This is a genomic window from Tepidibacter formicigenes DSM 15518 (genome assembly GCF_900142235.1).
GTDB classification, from domain to species: Bacteria; Bacillota; Clostridia; order Peptostreptococcales; family Peptostreptococcaceae; genus Tepidibacter; species Tepidibacter formicigenes.
This window is the reverse complement of the sequence record NZ_FRAE01000047.1, coordinates 1-18,951: the sequence shown is the minus strand read 5'-3', so window position 1 is coordinate 18,951 and position 18,951 is coordinate 1. Positions and strand designations below refer to the sequence as shown.

The window sequence follows — 18,951 nt, the reverse complement described above, 5'->3', positions numbered from 1 at the left end:
CTATTTCTCAACTAAAAAACTTTATTCAAATCAAATCATCTAAAGTTAGAAATACTGTTTCTTTAAAAGCTGATGTTTTACTGGCTTGTATTTCTCAGTTAGTTGCGTTTGTTTTAATGTTTAAGACTAACAATATCCACAATCCTCTTGCTATTAAATCTTTAATTGCTTAAGTTTTTTTAAACTCTATATCCTTTTTAAAAAGGTTTTACTGAACCTTTATTTAACTGCGTCTTTTTTTGAATATTACTGTTAATAACTCTTTCTATTTAGTAATTTCAACTCAATTTTTCTGTGGATAACCTTTCACTCTATTTTGCAACTACCTAAAATTAATATGCTCTCACTTTTTTTGCAATATCTTTAAGCGCACCGACAAGCATATCTATATGACTTTTTTCATTAAAATAACCTATTCCAATTCTTAAGGTTCCTATTTTTTCAGTTCCTATCACTCTATGAGCAGTAGGGGCACAGTGAAGACCTACTCTAATCATAATATTATATTCTTGATCAAGCTCATAAGCTATTTCTTCTGATACTAACCCATCTATATTAAACGAAATAACATTTGCTATTTTTTCACTATTTTTAGGTCCATAAATAACTATATCATCCACTTCTTCTAATTTTTTTAATGCATAATCTATTATTTCTTTTTCTTTTTTTATTATATTTTCAATTCCTACTTTATTTATAAATTTTATACCTTCTCCAAGGCCTACAATTCCTGGAACATTAGGTGTTCCCGTTTCAAATTTATTCGGAAGATAATCCGGCTGATATTCAAAGGATGAATCTCCTCCTGTTCCTCCTGCCTTTAAAGGCTTTATATTACCATCCCAATTTATAATAAAGCCACCTGTACCCATAGGTCCAAGTAAGCTTTTATGACCTGTAAATGCTAATATATCTATATTGTCATTTTGAATATCAATAGGATATGCTCCAGCTGTTTGAGCTGCATCTACTAAAAATGGAATTTTATATTTTCTAGCAATAGCTCCTATTTCTTTTATAGGCTGAATTGTCCCTAATACATTAGATGCATGAGTGAAAACTATAAGAGATGTATTTTCTTTTATGTATTTTTCAATTTTACTAGGACATGTATATCCTTCTTTAGTACAAGGAATTGTTGAAATAGATATGTTTTTATCTCTTTCTAGAGTTTTTAAGGATCTCCACACTGCATTATGCTCAAGGGAACTTGTAATTACATGATCATTTTCTTTTAAAATACCTCTTATTGCAGTATTTAGTGCTTCTGTAACATTAGATGTAAATATAACACTGCTAGGATTTTTATGATTAAATAAATTACAAATTAATTTTCTAGTTTCATAAATGCATCTATCAGAATTTAATGCTTTTTCATAAGCACCTCTACCAGCAGTAGCCCCTTCATCTTTTATAAAATCATAAACTGCTCTTAATACATTTTCTGGCTTTGGAAATGAAGTTGCTGCATTATCCAAATATATTCCCACAAATAATCCCCCTTTTAAATTTATCTCTATATCATCTATGCTACATTTATTGAATTAAACTGTCAATATTTTGTCAATCCAAAATATATTTTACATTATTTTCATTACTATAAAATGTGTAGTTATAGATATAGTAGTAAATAAAATACATCCAAGTAAAAGGGGTTTCGCTCCTTTATCTTTTATACTTTTTAAGTCTACAGAAAGTCCCATGCCTACCATGGCCATAAGTATGAAAGTCGAACTTAGTTTAGCTAATATTTGTGTGATTTCTTTTGGAAGTATACCTAATGAGCTTATTACTCCAGCTATTATAAAATAAAGTATATACATTGGAAATTTCACTTTAGAATTATTGTTTTCTTTATTAAATAGATAACTTAAAGCCAGTGCTACAGGAATTAACATTACAACTCTACCCATTTTTACTAAAGTTCCAATTTCTCCTGCTTCACTTCCTCTAGCAAAAGCTGCTGCAATAGCATGGGCTACTCCCTGAAGTGAAATACCTGACCATGTACCATACTGTATATAACTCATATCTAAAGTCATAGCAATAGCTGAATATACCAAAACACCTATAGCTCCTAAAAAATTTATAATAGATACTGCAACCACAGAATCATCCTCACTTGCATTTATACAGGGAGCCATGGCAACAACAGCAGAAGCTCCACATATACTAGATCCAACCCCAATTAAAATAGGAATCTTATTATTTATTTTTAATAGTTTACCTAATAAATAAGAGCATAATAAAACACTTGGAACAAACACGATTATCATTAAAAGAACCTTAGGCCCAAGATTTAGTAATGATTTAAAATTCAGCTTAAATCCTAATAAAACAATACCTAGCTTTAATAATGTTTTTAAAGAAAATTTTATTCCAGGCTTAAGTATATCTTTTGTTTCAAATAAATTATTATATAAAATCCCTATTATAATTCCTATAGTTAAAGCCTCTAAATTTATAATATTTTTTATAAAATCATTTATAAATATAGAAACTATAGAAATAAAATAAACAAATATAAGACCCGGAAATAATCTTTTAATATTATCCATATATATCACCCCTTTATAACAAATTATACCAGAGGATATGTATAAATAAAAATTATGATTTGTTATAAAATCATAACAAAAATTTATACTTATTATTTGTGTGTATAACAGAAATTAATAAAATCATCTATAAAATCTATAAATCCATCATTCAAATATACAAAATTAAACTCTCTTATAATTCTTACATCTTTTATAGGCACTATATTTATAACCCCAAGATTTACTTCTCTTTTTATCGCCTCTTTAGAAATTACCGTATAACCTAAATTAGATTCCACAAGAGATTTAATTGCATTTATACTTCCTATTTCCATATAAACATTAATTTTTTCTAAGCTATATCCCAATTCAACTAGTTTATTTTCAAATATTTCTCTAGTTCCAGATCCTTTTTCTCTTAATATTAAATTCCCATTTAATATTTCATCTAAGCTTACTTCTTTATTTTTTGAAAATCTATTCTTACTAGAAACTGCTAAAACTAATTCATCATCTTTTAATTTTTTATAATTAAATTTACTTTTATCAAAGCATCCTTCTATTAAAGCTAAATCAATTTCTCTATTCAAAAGTTTTTCAGTAATAACTTTTGTATTATTTACACTTAGTCTAATATCTATATTTCTATATGTATTTTTATATTCTCCTAATACATATGGAAGTACGTGTTCTCCTACTGTCATAGTTGCTCCCTACATTATATTTTTTTAATATACTAGCTTTATTTTTTAATTTTGATTCTATATTTCTTGATAAAGATTGTAGTTCTTTAGAATACTTAAGTAAAACTTCTCCTTCTTCAGTTAAATATATTTGTTTACCTACTTTTTTTATTAAATCAACCCCATAGTATTCCTCTAAAAACTTAATTTGTTGAGATACAGCTGGTTGTGTTAGATTTAGTATTTGTCCTGCTTTAGTAAAATTTCTAGTTTTTGCTACTGTTATAAATGTAATAATTCTTGTATCTATCAAATTATTTTCCCTCCTTCCACAAATTATATATGTTTAATATTAACATAAATTTTTATGTTTAAATTTATAAAATAGAAGGAATATAACAAATATAGATTAAAATAAAAATTCAATTTATATATAGGAGATAACAGCAGTTGTAAAAAAACATAACAAATCGTAATATTTCATAACAAATAGCATCTATATATAATTCTAAAAATGATATGCTTATTATAAAAGGTGAGAAAACATGAATGAGTTAATAAGTATATCAGAGGCTAGTAGATTATTAGGAGTAACAATAAAAACACTAAAGATATGGGATAATGAAGGGAAACTTAAAGCTCATAGAACTTTAGGCGGACATAGAAGATATAGATTATCAGATATAGAAAAATTATTAGAAATTGAAAATCAAAATACAGAAAGAAATGTTTTTATATATTGCAGAGTTTCAACAAAGAAACAACAACAAAGTGGTAATTTAGAAAGACAAAAACAAAGATTAATAGATTACTGTAATGAAAGACAATACAATGTAGTACATATATTTATTTGAAGAAGTTGCAAGTGGATTGAATGATAAACGTAGACAATTAATAAAAATGTTTAGAAGATTGAATGAAGTAAATACAATAATAGTAGAATATCCTGATAGATTAGCTGGATTGGGATACAATTATCTTAAAGAATTTGCTAAGTCATTGAATGTAAATATTGAATCAGTTGAGCAAAATAAGAAGTTAGAACCAAATGAAGAAATGGTTAATGATTTAGTAAGTATAATTACTTGTTTTAGTGCTAGATTATATGGAGCAAGAGGTGGAAGAAAATTAAAGAAAACTATTAATGAATTAGAGAAAGAAAGGCAGGTGCAAAATATTAATGAAAATAACAATGAGAGCAATATTGATAAATCTAAACGATAAACAGAAATCAATAATTGATAATATGATGTTAGTATTTTGCACTGCAATAAGATATTCATTTAATAGGTTGATAGAAGGTAATATTAAAAAAGATGAATTAGAAAAAATAGTAGCTCATAAATATAATTTAAATATACGTCAAGCTAAAGATGCTGTTGAAAGTGCAAGACAGACAATAATTTCTCAAAGAGAATTGCTCAAAGAAAATAAAGATAATTATAAAAAGAAAGTTAAGGTTATTGAAAAACAATTAAAAAATGATAAATTATCTCAAAGGAAAAGAAATGCTTTAAAAAGTAAGCTCGATAAAAGAAAAAGAAGATTAGCCTATTTTCAAAAACATATTGATAATAAAACTATTCCACCTGTTACATTTGGTACTAAAAAAATGTTTATTAGAAGGTGTAAAGGCTTGATTACAAATGAAGAATGGAAAAATTGTAGAAATAACAGGTTCTATTCTAGGGGTGATAAAACTAAAAAAGGCAATCCAAATTTAAGAGTAATCATTAAAAATGGAATGAGTTATCTAGAAATATCAACTTTAGAAAAGACAAAATCAAATAGAGCAATAAAGATACAAGTACCAATATACTTACCAGAAAAGTTATCTAAAAAAACAGGTAAGATTAATGGTAATAATTATAGAGAAATGTTCTTAAATCACTTGCAAAGCGGTGAAGCCTATCAAGTTGAGTTAATAAAAAGAAATGGTAAATATTATGCTCATATTACTTTTGAATTACCTATAATAGAAACTTTATATACAGGACATAACGGAATTATAGGGATTGATACTAATCCGCACGGCTTTGCTTTAACCATGATTGATAATAAGGGTAATTATAAATGGCATACTTATTTGAAACAAGGAGAATTGCAGTATGCACGAAGTAATAGACGTGAAAATTTATGTGGTGAACTTGCTAAACAAGTGATATTGCTTGCAAAAACTTATGGATGTGGTATTGCTATTGAAGATTTGAAATTCAAAAATGATAAAGATGTAAATAGTAAATTTGCTAGAATTAAACATCAATTCATTTATAGCAAATTGCTCAAAATGCTTGAATCAGCATGTATACGTGAAGGTATTGAGATAATCAAGGTTAAGCCACAATTTACAAGTAAGATAGGTTTGTATAAATACTGTCATCAATATGGAATAGTAGTTCATAATGGTGCAGGAATGGTCATAGCAAGAAGGAGCTATGGATTTAAAGAAAGAGTCCCCAAAATATTAGTTGATAAGTTTATTGACGATAAAGAAAAATTTAATAAATATAATGAATGGAAAAAATGGACTGTAATAAATAAAAATATAAAAAGAAAGGTAGGTGTAAAACCTGATTTGTGGTTAATTAACAGGAAAAAATTATTAGGAATAGCAAGTTAGTTATAACTTTAAAATAGATGTATTACCTAAGTACACCTAGTAGGAAAGGCTTAGGTGATTAAAATATTTTGAGGAATGGGTAACTCCCATAATCTTGTAGGACTCTATTGGGACAATTGAACAATAGTGGCAAGACGAGATTTAGCAATGCTATCCTAGTGGTTGAATCCTGTGATACCACCATCTTATTAGTCCAGTAAGGTGAAAAATTGTATAAATAGTTAATGTTACTATTTGTTACGATTTTAGAAATCAGGTCAAATATTATGGAAAGAATGGTAGGAAAAAAAGCTCCAGATTTCAAAATGCAGGCAGTTTTAGGAGATGGTGAAACATTTGGAGAAGTTTCTTTAAATAGTTATAAAGGTAAATGGGTGGTTATGTTCTTTTATCCACTTGATTTTACTTTCGTTTGCCCAACTGAAATTACTTCAATGAATAGTAAGTATGACATATTTAAAAAATTTAATGCTGAACTCTTAGCTGTAAGTACAGACAGTGTTTATTCACATAAAGCTTGGATTAACTCTCCTAAAGAAATGGGAGGTCTTGGAAAATTAAATTTCCCAATTGCATCTGACAACACTCATAAAGTGTCTAAAGATTATGGAGTATATATAGAAGAAGAAGGCATTGCCCTAAGAGGTCTATTTATTATAGATCCAGAAGGAATATTAAGATACTCTGTAGTTCACAACTTAAATATAGGTAGAAGTGCAGATGAAACATTAAGAGTGCTTCAAGGGCTACAAGCAGGAGGACTTTGCCCAGCCGATTGGAATCCAGGAGATGAGCTTTTATAATATTAAAAAGGTAGTTCCTTTTCTCTTTAAACTAAAGAAAAACATTAAAATTTCGTCATTATTTATAATGAAATTTTAATGTTTTTTGTTTTTTGGCATGATAAAATAGTGACCTATGCTACGGCATTATCATAAAAACACCCCTTTTTTACTTAGAGAATACCTTGTTTTAAACGCTGACAAAAGCTCATCTATAGACTATCCGCCTCTCTATTTTTAAGAATCTTGTCTAGTTTTGGCAATTACTATTTCTCTTATGCATACATTTTGAGGCTGTGAATAAGCAAAACTAATAACATTTGCTATGTTTTCTGCTTGAAGTCCTCCACCAATAGATTCTTTCCAATCAGTATAACTATCTTTTATATCATCTGAAGTTGTATGACTTAAAAGATTTGTTTCAACTACTCCTGGAGCTATTACTATAATTCTTACATTATGGTTCGCAACCTCTTCTCTTATATTTTCTGTTATTGCATGTACTGCAAATTTAGTTCCACAATAAGCGGCATGGTTTGGAAATGTCTTTCTTCCAGCTATAGAACTTATATTTATTATAGTTCCTTCATTTCTACTTATCATATCATCTAATACAACGTGTATCCCATTTAGTACTCCCATAACATTTACATCCAGCATTTTTTTCCACTCATTAGGATCTTGATTACTTGCCTCTCCAAGCAACATAATACCTGCATTATTTACTAAACAATCTACTTTTCCATACTTTTCTTCTGCTTCATCTACAGCCACTTTAAAAGTTTCTATATCAGTCACATCTAGACTCTTACAGATTGTATTTGGTAGATTTAACTCTTCTAGTTTTTCTTTCCTTCTAGCCAATAATAAAAGTGGGTGCCCTTCACTTGAAAGCTTTATTGCAGTTGCTCTCCCTATTCCTGAACTTGCACCTGTTATAACTACTAATTTTTTCATACTTTCTATCACTCCTTATATTATATATTTCTTAATATCTAGCACGTATTCTAAGTATAGTATCTTATCAATAAAGTGTGAAGTATGCACTTTATTGATATATAGTATCCTCTGTGATACTATATATAGGTATTATTATTGATAAAAAAATTATTGTGTAGGAGTTGATAGAATGAATGAAAAAAAAGAATCTATTAAAAAAGTGAGTTGTGAAATTGAACTTACATTAACTGTTATAGGTGGTAAGTGGAAACCATTGATAATATGGTTTCTTGGAACAATAGGAACTCTTAGATTTGGAGAAATAAGAAAATTAATTCCCAAAATAACTCATAAAACTTTGACTAATCAGTTAAGAGAACTTGAAAAAGATGAACTCATAAAAAGAAAAACATATCCTGTAGTTCCTCCAAAGGTTGAATATTCAATAACCGAAAAGGGCAAAACTTTACTTCCAATACTAGAAATGATGTGTGATTGGGCTCAGCAAAACACTAATCTTGAGTATGAACTTATAACAAACCTCTGTGACGGAAAGAAAAAGAAAAAATTTTGTGAAAAATAATATAATTTAAAAATGAACATCCTTTTCGTTATTAGAACTTGCATTTAGCTGACCACCTATCATAGCAGTAGTCTTTTTATCTAAAATTATAAAATCCTCTAGCTATTGCTTGATTCCCTGTAAACACTACTCTATTTTTTACATTATCCAATTACTTCACTTCTAATTTTAATATTTACTATTCTTTCTTATTTTTCCCATTTATATAGTATTTAGTATACTTTCTTAATTATTAAATAATAATATAACTATAAAACTAAGGAGGTAAAATCTATGAAATCTATTAGAAGAGTACCTGAGTCTATAGTTGCTATAACTCAAGCCCAAAGCGAAATTGATTCTTTAAGATATGCTTTGGATCTACTACCTATCAATAATATTATAAAAACTGGAGATAAAGTAGTTATTACTCCAAATTGGGTTAAATCCCAATATCCATCTAGTGCAACAGTTGTAGGTCCTAATACTTTGCAATCATTAATAAGGTATATAAAAAATAAAAATCCTTCTAAAATATACATAGCAACAGGTTCTGGAGGAAATCAAACCCCCGATGTAATGAAATATGTAGGCTATGATAAAATAATTCAAGAAGAAAATGTAGAATTTGTAGATTTAAATTACGGCCCATATACTACAATAAAACTCGATCATAATATTATACCTAGTACAAAAATAAATAAATTAATAGATGAAATGGATGTTTTAATTTCTTTTACACAACTTAAACATCACGAAGAAGCTACAATGAGTGCCGGGATTAAAAATATAGCTTTAGGTTGGCCTCCTGGAGAAATCCATGGGTTTCCTAAGAAAAATTTAGGTATTCATGATGACTTACATGGATTTATTGTTGCCATGGCAAAAAAAATACCAATAGATTTAACTATAATAAGTGCTGATAAAGCTATGATAGGAAGCGGTCCTAGCGATGGAAAAGCTGTAGATACAAAAGGAATAATAATTGCTGGAACTGATCCTGTTGCATGTGACACTATAGGTGCTAGAATGCTTGGTTTTTTACCTCAAGCTGTACAATATTTGTACAGATTATATAATGAAGGTGTGGGCGAAGCAAAACCTGAAAATATGAAAATAGAAGGAATGCTTCTTGAAGAAGCTGAAAAAATATTTACTAGAGCAGCATACGGTTCAGAAATAATTATTGATAAAGGAAAAATAAAAGATATTCATGGAAATACACAAAAATAAGTTGTGCAATAAAAATTGCACAACTTAAAAAATTAACTTTCTAATGCCTCTTCAATAGAATTTACTATTTTTACTCTACTAAAGAAAAATTTTTTTTCTAATTTATTTAATCTAATACTATCTATCAAACCTAAAGTATCTACTATAAGTATTTTCTTAAATCCCGTTTTTAAAAATTTTCTAAAAGAAGCTTTAAGTATGTTATTTTCATCTGTTTTAAATTCTTTTGGATTTATTATTAATTTATATTTAGACGGTTTAATTTTTTTTATACTATCTTTGTATTCCTTTAAGAATCTATCTATATTATCCTTAGTAATAAATCCACCTATATCTATTAAGAATATATTTTCTTCTTCATTAATCTTTATTTTTAACATATAAACTCCTCCTCATATTTATCTTCTTTATATATTTATGAAGCAAAAGTTTATAGTTTACTATTATTTTCCCATACAGCAAGTCCATAATGATCCTTATCATATCTTATTAATTCTTTTTGATATTTTTTAGATTCATATTTGTTAGAATACTTATTTAGAACTTTTTTTAATAATTTTAAATTATTTTTATTAGATTTATTTTTCATAGTAGATATAATATTTTCAAAGTTTTTATGTTTTTTATTTAATATATCTATAATTTCTTCTATATTCATAATTTTTTTATTTTCTTTAAGTATTTTTATTACTTCATTTTTTATAAACACATATATTTCATCATATAATTCAGATAAATTGTAAAATAGCCATGGCTTGTCTTCACTATATTTTCTAGCATATTTTTCCCTTAAAATTTCTATATACAACTCATCACATTTATATAGATTTGCAATATATTCAATAGAGTTATTTTTTTTAATATGTATATCTAAAAATATATCTTTTGTAAGACTTTTTTCTAATTCATCTAATTTATTAACATTTAAATCCTCGTATATAAAATCTATATCTGAATCAGTAAGATTAAAAGATTTTGATAATAATTTATCTATTTGTCTTTCTAATTCATATATATCTTTTTTTGTATTTAATATATTGATTTTTTTTTCGTAAAAACTAATTATAAGATTTTTTTCATTTAAAATACTTTCCTTTTCTATTTTATTTATTTCTTCACAAAGATTTAATATTTTTTTACTATTTGATTCTATTTTTTCATAATCCAAAGATTTTACTATTCTTAAGTCCATTATAGAATTAGGATAGTAATCATATATTCCTTCACCCATTTTTTTTGCAAACATCTTAAAATAAAATTCATATATCTTAGAATTTAATATTCCAACTAAGTATTCTAAAGTAAATATATTTTTAAATTTTTCTTTTATACAAAAAGAGTATACATCTGCACTGCAAAAATATCCTTTTTTATCAATAGCAAACTTATTACTTGAGGATTTATAAGGATACATTATTTTAGGATTCTCAAAAAGATTATTATCTCTTCCCCATTGAAGCTCATACCATTTCCTTATTCCTTTTTTACACTCTCTTCTATTTTCAAGTCTATTTCTAAATTTACTTATATAATTTAAACTATTTTTATATTTTGATTTATCATCTATAAAATTAGAATATATAAGCATTAAATTACTATTACTAACTAAATATTTATTTACATTTTTATTTTTTATCCACTTTTTTAATATATTTTTTTCTATATTATATTTATATATATCCTCTTTACTTAATACAAATGCTTTATCACATCCAGTTATTATTCCTTGAAAACTTAGTGCTATATCATCTAGTTTAAATTTTATATTATTTTCTATTTTTTTATATATTTCATATTTTCTATCTGATATTAAAATCCATCTTTCATCTTTTAAATCACTTTGATTTAAATTAAACTTTTCAAAATCACTTTGATGTAAGTTTTCATAAAGATTGCACTTCTTATCAAACCTATAATTATCATATTTTAGTTTATAAATTTTTACTTTATTATCGACACACTCTTTTTTTTCAAAAGTAAATATAGCACTAGCAACTCCTATTCCTTTAAAAATTTCTTGTCCATAAAAATCAATTATTTCAGTTATTTTGCAATTGTTTTTTAAATAATATCTCAAGTTTATTCCACTTGGACTTTCCATAAAATATCTAGGAGTTATAATACATGCTTTTCCCTTGTCTTTAAGTACGTCAATTATTCTTTTATAAAAACAATAATATAAATCAGATTTATCTTTAAAAACATCACCATACTCTTTTAGTAACCACTTTTTGTATTTACTATCAAGTTGCTTATGACCTACATAAGGTGGATTTCCAACTACATAATCATATTTATCTGACCAAAACCTAAAGAACATACTGTAATCAGGTTTATTTTCCCATTTTACTAAGCTATCACAATTAATAATATTTATTTCATCTGTAAAATTATTAATATCCTTAAAAATCAAATTTATAACAGTAAGCCCTATTCCAAAGCTATCTATATCACATCCATAAATGCAATGCTTCAATAAATGATAATGAATATTTTCTTTTTTCCAATAATCCTTACCCTTTAACTTTATAAAAACATTATTCTTCTTTATTTCGTATTCATAATCATTATATTTTTTATTTAAAACATCTAAGTTATCTTCAAATTTCTTCCTTAATATATCATAAGCTTTTATGAGGAAATGTCCACTTCCACAGGCTGGATCTAAAACTTTTATAAAAGGATTCTCTATTATGTTCTCTTTTTCAATAGTTTTGCCTATTATATATTCTATAATAAAATCTGGAGTATAAACTTGACCTAATGATTTTCGAGTTTCTTCATCCATAAATTTTTCATATATATCCCCTAATATATTGTCACTACTTAAAATTAAAAAATCTATTTTATCTACTAGTTCTTGAATAATATTAATAAACTCTGCATAATTTTTTTTATTTTTTATCTCATTAAGTTCAAATTCTTCTTTATATATATTAAACTTTTTACTTATTTCATTTTGTTGAAAGCAGAAGTTTAGTAATTGTTCTAATGTATAATTTTTAATAAAATATAAAAACGATTCAATTCTATTTATATATTCTTTTTCATCAAATAAAACTCCTTTATTTTCAAATATTCTAAGAATTATTGTTTTGTTTATAAATATATATGCTTGCTTATAGGAATATATATTTATACCACCCTCTTTATATTGATTATCTATAAATTTTTTAAAATCTTCTTCATTTTCATATTTAATATCAAAAATTTCCTTATATAAATCTGTTAATCTTTTATGTAATTTTTTTATTTCAAATACTAATTTTTCTTTTTTAGATAAAATTTTATTTTTCATAAATAACTCCCCACTATATGCTTTATGACTACTTAAAAATTATACTATATAATTTTTAAATTAAAAATATTTAAAAAACAAAATAAAAGTACCAGGCCTATAAAAAGCCAGTACTTTTATTTTTAATTATAACCATACTAAAACCAATTATTCTCAATCCAATTAATTGTATTATTAAGGTTAAATTTTTCAGATAAATAAATAAGGTATGGGATTTTATTATAATCATCAAGGCTAATAGAGTGTGTAATTTTAGGGTTTAATCTAAAATATCGATTTCCTAAAAGTTGATAACTGTAATAAGTATCTGTTTCCATGTTTCCATCTAAAAGTATACTCAGTAGCGGATACGAAGGTTCTAGATATAATGTCCATTCAAATGCTCCCCATTTACTAGTATCTGTTTTTATTTTTTCTGAATTAAAACCTGTTCCAATAGACAATAAACAAATATTATCTAGCTTCTGATTTCCTCCTTTTGTATCTCTAGCAATAGAAATTGCTGCAAGACTTGGGTTATTGGCTATAACCCCTCCATCAATATGTTTTTTATAAGAAGGAAAATATATAGGTGCTGCACTACTACACATAGCTACGTCTATTACATAAGCATTAGATGTATCAGAACCTTCATAATTACTATAAAATTTCGGTCCCCAACTTCCATCTTTTTCTCCAATTAGCCTAAATGATGAGATTAATACCTTGTGCTTTAAATCCTTTAATTTAAGATTTTGGGGAAATACTTTTGATAGTACTTTTTTTAGATTTTTATTATTATATTTAGGTCTAAATAATTCCGGATATTTGGGATTAAAAATAAATCTACAATTTCTAACAGAATACAAACTTATAAGTTCTTTAGGTGATAATCCATAGGCAAGACCTAAAGCAATAAAAGAACCTGTAGATGTACCCGCAAAAAGATCCGTATTTTCAATTAATTTAGGGCATCGTTCATCTAATTTTTTTAACAAAGTAGCACTTAAAGCCCCTCTAATTCCCCCTCCATCAAATGTCATAATTCTATACTTTTTCATAATTATCCTCCCACAGTAAAACAATAATCTTGATACATATTTTTTAATATTAACTATGCTTATAAACTTTAATAGGGTTTTTAATTTCAAATCTTGAAGAATACTCTTTTATCTTATCTAATTTTTCTTTATCTAAAGTAATCTCAGGACCTAAAAGAATAACTCCTGTATCAATAGATACGATAGGTTCTGCAATAGTCATTCCTTCTTTTAAATTTTCTATATATACCTTTACAATTCCCGAAAAAGGATCTTCTTTTAATATAATTCCTCTAAAAATTTCAAAAATTTCTTTGTCAAACCATGTATTAACTTTTAATTCAATATATTCCAAAAGCTCTTCTGATTTTAGTTTTTTAGTTTTATATCTCTGCAAGTCATAGTAATCGGCTAACGCTATTATTTTAGCACCTGTATGAATTTCATTCCCTAATTTTCCTTTTGGAAATCCAGTTCCATCTATGTTTTCGTGATGATCTTGTATAATATCTATAACTTCCCTATATTTTTCAGTTTCTTGAAAAGCCCTTATTGGAGCCAGTGGATGGTTTTTGTAAATTTGTAATAACTCTTCATTTACATTTTCATTTACATTTTCATTTTTTTCTATTTCAATTCTTTTATTTTTAGGCATTCCTATTAATCCAATATCATGTAAAAGTGCAGCAATCTTTATAACTTGTTTTAATTCTTTTTTTATATTCATTTTTTCTGTAATCATAGAAGCATAAACCGCTACTCTCTTACAGTGTCCTGCTAAACTCTCATCATATATTGACATTAAATCAAATCCCATAAGTACAATGTTTTGAAGGCTATTTTTTAATTCTTTATTTACAGCAACTAACTTTCTGTAAGACTCACTTATTTCTAAAGTTTTTTTTCTAACTTCTTGCTCTAAAATTTTATTATGATTTTTTATATAATCATAATGTTCTTTTACCTTAACTAAAGACTTAACTCTAGCTCTTAATTCTATTTTGTCTATTGGTTTTGAAAGAAAATCATCTGCTCCTAATTCTAATGATATTACTCTACTTTTTACATCATTTAATGCAGTTACCATTACAACAGGAACATTTCTCATTTCTGGAATAAACTTTATTTTTTTTAAAAATTCAAATCCATTCATTACTGGCATCATTATATCCAAAAGTATTACATCTGGATTTATAGAATTTATATCCTGAATAGCTATTTTAGCACTTTTATATAAAATCACTTTATATCCCATTGGAATCAACATAGCTTCTATAAGCTTAAGATTCACTTCTTCATCATCTATTACCAAAATAGTTTTTTTATTATCCTCCAAATGTCTCCTTCCTTTCCAAGTATAAACTTATAATTTTTTTAAACTCTAATATATTAATAGGTTTTGTTATATAGCCATCACAACCAGCTTTAATAGCCTTTTCTTCATCTTCTTTCATAGCAAAAGCTGTTAATGCTATTATGGGTATATCTTTTGTATTTTTATTTTTTTTAAGTATTCTAGTTGCAGTTAATCCATCCATTATTGGCATTTGAATATCCATTAATATTAAATCTATACTTTCAAATTTTTTATTTACAATTTCAATAGCTTCTTTTCCATTATAAGCTTCTATAGTATCATATTTAAAAAAATGAAGTAAATCTTTGACAAGTTTTAAATTTTTAAGTTCATTTTCTACTACCAATATAATCTTTTTCATTTTTCCTCACCTTCAAATTTTATAGGAATAGTAAAAATAAACTCACTTCCCTTTCCTTTTCCTTCACTTTCTACTCTTATAGTTCCTCTAAGCATATCAACTAACTTTTTAGTAAGAGATAATCCAAGTCCTGTTCCTGGAGTTTTGCCAGTTATGCCTCCTTCAATTTGGAAAAATTTATTGAATATTTTTGAATAATATTTCTTATCTATACCTATTCCACTATCTTTCACTGATATTATTACATTTTCTTTATCTTTTTTTACTTTAACATCAATGCTTCCACCATCAGGAGTAAATTTCGTAGCATTTGAAAGTAAATTATACATTATTTGTTTTATTTTCCTATTATCTGTCATAATATATAAATTTTCTATATCATCCTCAACAGTATAATTCATTGTAATGCCATGATTTATAGTCTTTTCTTTGACCATTACTAATGTACTTTCGATTATAGATTTTATATTTTCTTTTTTTATACTTAATTCTGTTTTTCCTGACTCAATTTTAGTTAGATCTAAAACATCATTTATAAGCGACAGTAAATGTTTTCCACTTTCAAGTATATCATTTACATATTCAAGTTGTTTTTCATTTAAAGTTCCAAAATACTGTTCCTTTAATATTTCAGAAAATCCTATTATAGAATTCATAGGGGTTCTAAGCTCATGAGACATACTTGCTAAAAACTCGCTTTTTGCTCTACTTGCCTCATTTGCAATAATTAATGCATCTTGTAATTCTTTAGTTCTTTGTTTAACCTTAACCTCTAACTCGTGGTTTAAAAGTCTAGATTTTCGTAAAAGCTTAATTCTTTCTTCTTCTAATTTAGTTCTTTCTGTTTCATCTTTACATAAAGCTGTAATCCTTATTTTATCTCCAATCTTTTTCATTACTGCACTAATAAGTAAGTTTACTTTTTCTCCATTTATTTTTCTATATATAATTTTGCAATCATTTACACTTTTATTTTCTTTTAATTTATTTATAAGTTTAATACTATCTTCTTTACTTTCATCAGCAATCCAATCTAATACATTTTTCCCTATTATATCATTTTCTTTTTTATATCCGACTAACTTTGCATATGGTCTATTTAATCTTATAATTGTTCCTTTTTCATCAGTTACAACAAACCCTATATCTGTTCTTTCAACTAAAAGAGTTAAATCACTTTCACTTTTCTCCAATCTATATTTTATTTTTTCATATTCTATAGTTCTTGATATGATTTCACTTAAAGTCATTAAAATTATTATATCATTTTCCTTCCAAACTTCCTCTTTTTCTATAAAATCAAATCCAATAAACCCCATAAGTTTATTTGAAAAAAACAATGGAATTAATAAGTTGGATTTAACTCCTCTAGACTTTAATACTTTTTTTTCATAAATAGCGTCTTTAGGAATTTCATCTATAGAATCTAATTTTACTATTTCATAGTTATTCAATTTTTTAATCCACCAAGAAATTTGCTCTATATCTATTTTTGAAAATTTTTCTTTTTGAAATTTTTTTGCTTTTTCATTACACCACTCATCAATATTGTTTATACTTTTTCTATCTTCTGAAATAAGAAAAATATAACTTCTATCTATATTTAAAAACCTTCCCATTTCTTCAAGTACTTGTTTTAATCTTTTATTTAAATTATCACTTTCCATATTTATAAGAATTGAAGATACATTTCTAATAAGCCTTTCTATTTCTATTTTATAAGCAAGAGATTCTTGAACTTTTTTTATCTCTGTTATATCAGTAATAACTCCAACTAAACTATTTTTATATCCATTAAAAAGTTTATTTTTTCTAGTTAAAACATATTTAACTTCATTAGCTACAGTCATCGTACCTTCGTTTTCAACAACTGTATTATTATTAAATACATATTCATCTATTTTTATAAATCTATTTGCCTCTTCTTTTGGAAACAAATCATAATCCGTTTTTCCTAATATTTCCTTTTCTGTTTTCCCAAGTAAATTGCAAAATGCCTCATTTACATTTATAAATTTGTATTTGTTATCTTTAACAAATATAGGATTTGGTACAGAATTTAAAATTTTATTTATAAAGTCATCTTTTTGTATAAGTATACCATCTATTAATTTTTTATCTGTTATATTAAGCATCCTTCCATCAACTCTAATTAACTCTCCATTTTCATTTAGTGTTGGAAAAATAAAATTTTGTACCCATAAAATTTCTTGTTCCTTTGTTATTATTCTGTATTTTAGTATATAATCATGTCCTTTTTTAGCTTTTTCAATCATTTCATCTAAAATATATACATCTCTTTCATAAATCATTCGAGTCCATAAAGATGAATTATCTAAAAAATTAGCTTTTGAATATCCTGTTATTTTTTCAATATATGAATTTATATATATAATATTAAAATTTTTATCTGTAGAATAAATCACCTCCGGAAGTTTTTCTATTATAGACTTATAAAGATTTTTTTCTTCTTGAAATCTTGTCATAATTTTTATTACACCTCCTAAATAAGGTTTTTTTATGTTAAAAAAAATATATATATATATCGGAAATATTTCTAAAATTTTTACATTTTTCCACTATTATATTTTTATGTATTTTATATTTTTTTCATGAAATTCCTTTTGATTCTTAAAACAAACTCAGTTTTTTATTTTTTATACATACAAAAAAACACCAGCCTTTAAGCTAGTGTTTATCATTGTTATAACGAGCAAGTCTATAAGCCGAGTTCTGTATTATAGTTTTTCCTAAGGTTTTCAAGTCATGTAATCCTTGTTATTTCAAGGTTTTATGACTTTTTATTATTTTCATTTTTAGGCACTAGTGTACAGTACCAGAGTTCTGTGCTACAAATTCACATACAAAGGAGGTAAAATTTATGTATCTTGAAGACCTATATTCGGAATTTCTTGAGTACATGAAATCAGAAAAAGATGCAAGCAAATTAACAATCGAGGCTTATAAAAGAGACTTCAATATTTCACTTGACTTTCTTGCAATAAATAAGATTGAACCTAATTTAAGTAATATGAGAACTCCTATTATAAGGAAGTATATATATTATATGAACTCTGTAAAAAAATACACTTCAACTACCCTTTGTCGCCGCATAAACAGTCTAAGATCTTTTTTTAAATTCGTATTGTCTCAAGAATATATTGATAAAAATCCTATGAATCCTATTACTACCCCATAGCCATCAAGCTAAGGATTTTCAATAAGTGATGTTTAATATAATTTATAATAAATCAATTTTATTCCTGTAAATATATCTCAATATTTAAATTTATTTACAAATAATGTTTAAATTTTTGCATATCAAAAAAACTCATGAAAAACATAATTTTTTTGAAGACATGAGGCTTAATTTATATTATAATTAAATTGGTTTATGCGGCGATATTACACTTTTTTTCTTGGTTGTTATAGCAGACTCCAAGGATATCAAAAAAGGTTTTTTTACCTTTACGGTGTGATTTTCGCCCATTTTTATGTATACTTTTAAAAGCTGATATTAATAATTCAAAAGAAGTTAAATGATCTTTCATAAAAGA

18 protein-coding genes are annotated in these 18,951 nt (G+C 25.8%); 7 read left to right on the top strand and 11 right to left on the bottom strand.

The genetic code is table 11. The annotated features are described in order from the left end of the window. Positions 1-332: 332 nt before the first annotated feature. The 4 genes from BUA77_RS09295 to BUA77_RS14695 all read right to left on the bottom strand — a co-directional run bounded on the left by BUA77_RS09295 (position 333) and on the right by BUA77_RS14695 (position 3,536). Positions 333-1,490 carry an aminotransferase class V-fold PLP-dependent enzyme gene (locus tag BUA77_RS09295; protein ID WP_072889485.1) on the bottom strand — a complete coding sequence of 386 codons (1,158 nt, stop codon included), beginning with the start codon at positions 1,488-1,490 and terminating at the stop codon, positions 333-335. A 90-nt stretch (positions 1,491-1,580) separates the two neighbouring features. Beyond that, complete coding sequence (locus BUA77_RS09290) at positions 1,581-2,558, bottom strand: YeiH family protein (RefSeq protein ID WP_072889483.1); 978 nt, start codon at positions 2,556-2,558, stop codon at positions 1,581-1,583. A 92-nt stretch (positions 2,559-2,650) separates the two neighbouring features. Continuing rightward, positions 2,651-3,244: a LysR substrate-binding domain-containing protein gene (locus tag BUA77_RS09285; RefSeq protein WP_330390074.1), complete on the bottom strand. Its 594-nt coding sequence runs from the start codon at positions 3,242-3,244 to the stop codon at positions 2,651-2,653. Then, positions 3,198-3,536 (bottom strand): LysR family transcriptional regulator, encoded by a 339-nt coding sequence (locus BUA77_RS14695; RefSeq protein ID WP_330390073.1) that lies wholly within the window; start codon positions 3,534-3,536, stop codon positions 3,198-3,200. The genes BUA77_RS09285 and BUA77_RS14695 overlap by 47 nt, the downstream gene beginning before the upstream one ends. Positions 3,537-3,768: 232 nt before the next feature. Here BUA77_RS14695 and BUA77_RS13385 point away from each other — a divergent pair, with 232 nt between their 5' ends. From BUA77_RS13385 to BUA77_RS09270, 4 genes are all read left to right on the top strand, one after another. Continuing rightward, entirely contained in the window at positions 3,769-4,077 is a 309-nt protein-coding gene (locus BUA77_RS13385; RefSeq protein WP_084605685.1) for a MerR family DNA-binding transcriptional regulator, read from the top strand. Continuing rightward, positions 4,064-4,447 (top strand): recombinase family protein, encoded by a 384-nt coding sequence (locus tag BUA77_RS13380; protein WP_084605683.1) that lies wholly within the window; start codon positions 4,064-4,066, stop codon positions 4,445-4,447. The genes BUA77_RS13385 and BUA77_RS13380 overlap by 14 nt, the downstream gene beginning before the upstream one ends. Next, complete coding sequence (locus tag BUA77_RS09275) at positions 4,404-5,843, top strand: IS200/IS605 family accessory protein TnpB-related protein (protein ID WP_072889480.1); 1,440 nt, start codon at positions 4,404-4,406, stop codon at positions 5,841-5,843. Before BUA77_RS13380 ends, BUA77_RS09275 begins: the two co-directional genes overlap by 44 nt. Positions 5,844-6,109: 266 nt before the next feature. Next, the gene (locus tag BUA77_RS09270) at positions 6,110-6,646 is read left to right on the top strand and encodes a peroxiredoxin (protein WP_072889478.1); all 537 of its coding nucleotides are present in this window, start codon (positions 6,110-6,112) and stop codon (positions 6,644-6,646) included. Positions 6,647-6,862: 216 nt separating this feature from the next. Here the strand turns inward: BUA77_RS09270 and BUA77_RS09265 are convergent, their stop codons facing one another. Continuing rightward, the gene (locus BUA77_RS09265) at positions 6,863-7,582 is read right to left on the bottom strand and encodes an SDR family oxidoreductase (RefSeq protein ID WP_072889476.1); all 720 of its coding nucleotides are present in this window, start codon (positions 7,580-7,582) and stop codon (positions 6,863-6,865) included. A gap of 172 nt (positions 7,583-7,754) precedes the next feature. Here BUA77_RS09265 and BUA77_RS09260 point away from each other — a divergent pair, with 172 nt between their 5' ends. Further along, positions 7,755-8,147 carry a winged helix-turn-helix transcriptional regulator gene (locus BUA77_RS09260; protein ID WP_072889474.1) on the top strand — a complete coding sequence of 131 codons (393 nt, stop codon included), beginning with the start codon at positions 7,755-7,757 and terminating at the stop codon, positions 8,145-8,147. Between the two features lie 273 nt (positions 8,148-8,420). Beyond that, complete coding sequence (locus BUA77_RS09255) at positions 8,421-9,359, top strand: DUF362 domain-containing protein (RefSeq protein ID WP_072889472.1); 939 nt, start codon at positions 8,421-8,423, stop codon at positions 9,357-9,359. 32 nt (positions 9,360-9,391) lie between these two features. Here the strand turns inward: BUA77_RS09255 and BUA77_RS09250 are convergent, their stop codons facing one another. The 6 genes from BUA77_RS09250 to BUA77_RS09225 form a co-directional block, all read right to left on the bottom strand. After that, positions 9,392-9,739, bottom strand: a complete 348-nt coding sequence (locus BUA77_RS09250; protein ID WP_072889470.1) for a hypothetical protein — start codon at positions 9,737-9,739, stop codon at positions 9,392-9,394. A 50-nt stretch (positions 9,740-9,789) separates the two neighbouring features. Further along, the gene (locus BUA77_RS09245) at positions 9,790-12,657 is read right to left on the bottom strand and encodes an Eco57I restriction-modification methylase domain-containing protein (protein WP_072889468.1); all 2,868 of its coding nucleotides are present in this window, start codon (positions 12,655-12,657) and stop codon (positions 9,790-9,792) included. A 137-nt stretch (positions 12,658-12,794) separates the two neighbouring features. Continuing rightward, positions 12,795-13,697: a patatin-like phospholipase family protein gene (locus tag BUA77_RS09240; protein ID WP_072889466.1), complete on the bottom strand. Its 903-nt coding sequence runs from the start codon at positions 13,695-13,697 to the stop codon at positions 12,795-12,797. A gap of 49 nt (positions 13,698-13,746) precedes the next feature. Then, positions 13,747-15,012: an HD domain-containing phosphohydrolase gene (locus BUA77_RS09235; protein WP_072889464.1), complete on the bottom strand. Its 1,266-nt coding sequence runs from the start codon at positions 15,010-15,012 to the stop codon at positions 13,747-13,749. Next, positions 15,002-15,394 (bottom strand): response regulator, encoded by a 393-nt coding sequence (locus BUA77_RS09230; protein WP_072889462.1) that lies wholly within the window; start codon positions 15,392-15,394, stop codon positions 15,002-15,004. The genes BUA77_RS09235 and BUA77_RS09230 overlap by 11 nt, the downstream gene beginning before the upstream one ends. Continuing rightward, positions 15,391-17,880: a PAS domain S-box protein gene (locus BUA77_RS09225; RefSeq protein WP_072889460.1), complete on the bottom strand. Its 2,490-nt coding sequence runs from the start codon at positions 17,878-17,880 to the stop codon at positions 15,391-15,393. The genes BUA77_RS09230 and BUA77_RS09225 overlap by 4 nt, the downstream gene beginning before the upstream one ends. A 395-nt stretch (positions 17,881-18,275) precedes the next feature. On the opposite strand from BUA77_RS09225, the gene BUA77_RS09220 reads away from it, so the two are divergent. Further along, positions 18,276-18,593 (top strand): tyrosine-type recombinase/integrase, encoded by a 318-nt coding sequence (locus BUA77_RS09220; protein ID WP_072889458.1) that lies wholly within the window; start codon positions 18,276-18,278, stop codon positions 18,591-18,593. Positions 18,594-18,951: the final 358 nt, after the last annotated feature.

Coding starts and splice junctions, on each gene's coding strand:
- BUA77_RS09230 (WP_072889462.1), bottom strand. CDS start 15,394: ATGAAAAAGATTATATTGGTAGTAGAAAATGAACTTAAAAATTTAAAA.
- BUA77_RS09285 (WP_330390074.1), bottom strand. CDS start 3,244: ATGACAGTAGGAGAACACGTACTTCCATATGTATTAGGAGAATATAAA.
- BUA77_RS09240 (WP_072889466.1), bottom strand. CDS start 13,697: ATGAAAAAGTATAGAATTATGACATTTGATGGAGGGGGAATTAGAGGG.
- BUA77_RS09245 (WP_072889468.1), bottom strand. CDS start 12,657: ATGAAAAATAAAATTTTATCTAAAAAAGAAAAATTAGTATTTGAAATA.
- BUA77_RS09290 (WP_072889483.1), bottom strand. CDS start 2,558: ATGGATAATATTAAAAGATTATTTCCGGGTCTTATATTTGTTTATTTT.
- BUA77_RS09255 (WP_072889472.1), top strand. CDS start 8,421: ATGAAATCTATTAGAAGAGTACCTGAGTCTATAGTTGCTATAACTCAA.
- BUA77_RS09220 (WP_072889458.1), top strand. CDS start 18,276: ATGTATCTTGAAGACCTATATTCGGAATTTCTTGAGTACATGAAATCA.
- BUA77_RS09275 (WP_072889480.1), top strand. CDS start 4,404: ATGAAAATAACAATGAGAGCAATATTGATAAATCTAAACGATAAACAG.
- BUA77_RS09260 (WP_072889474.1), top strand. CDS start 7,755: ATGAATGAAAAAAAAGAATCTATTAAAAAAGTGAGTTGTGAAATTGAA.
- BUA77_RS09225 (WP_072889460.1), bottom strand. CDS start 17,880: ATGACAAGATTTCAAGAAGAAAAAAATCTTTATAAGTCTATAATAGAA.
- BUA77_RS09270 (WP_072889478.1), top strand. CDS start 6,110: ATGGAAAGAATGGTAGGAAAAAAAGCTCCAGATTTCAAAATGCAGGCA.
- BUA77_RS09250 (WP_072889470.1), bottom strand. CDS start 9,739: ATGTTAAAAATAAAGATTAATGAAGAAGAAAATATATTCTTAATAGAT.
- BUA77_RS09265 (WP_072889476.1), bottom strand. CDS start 7,582: ATGAAAAAATTAGTAGTTATAACAGGTGCAAGTTCAGGAATAGGGAGA.
- BUA77_RS13385 (WP_084605685.1), top strand. CDS start 3,769: ATGAATGAGTTAATAAGTATATCAGAGGCTAGTAGATTATTAGGAGTA.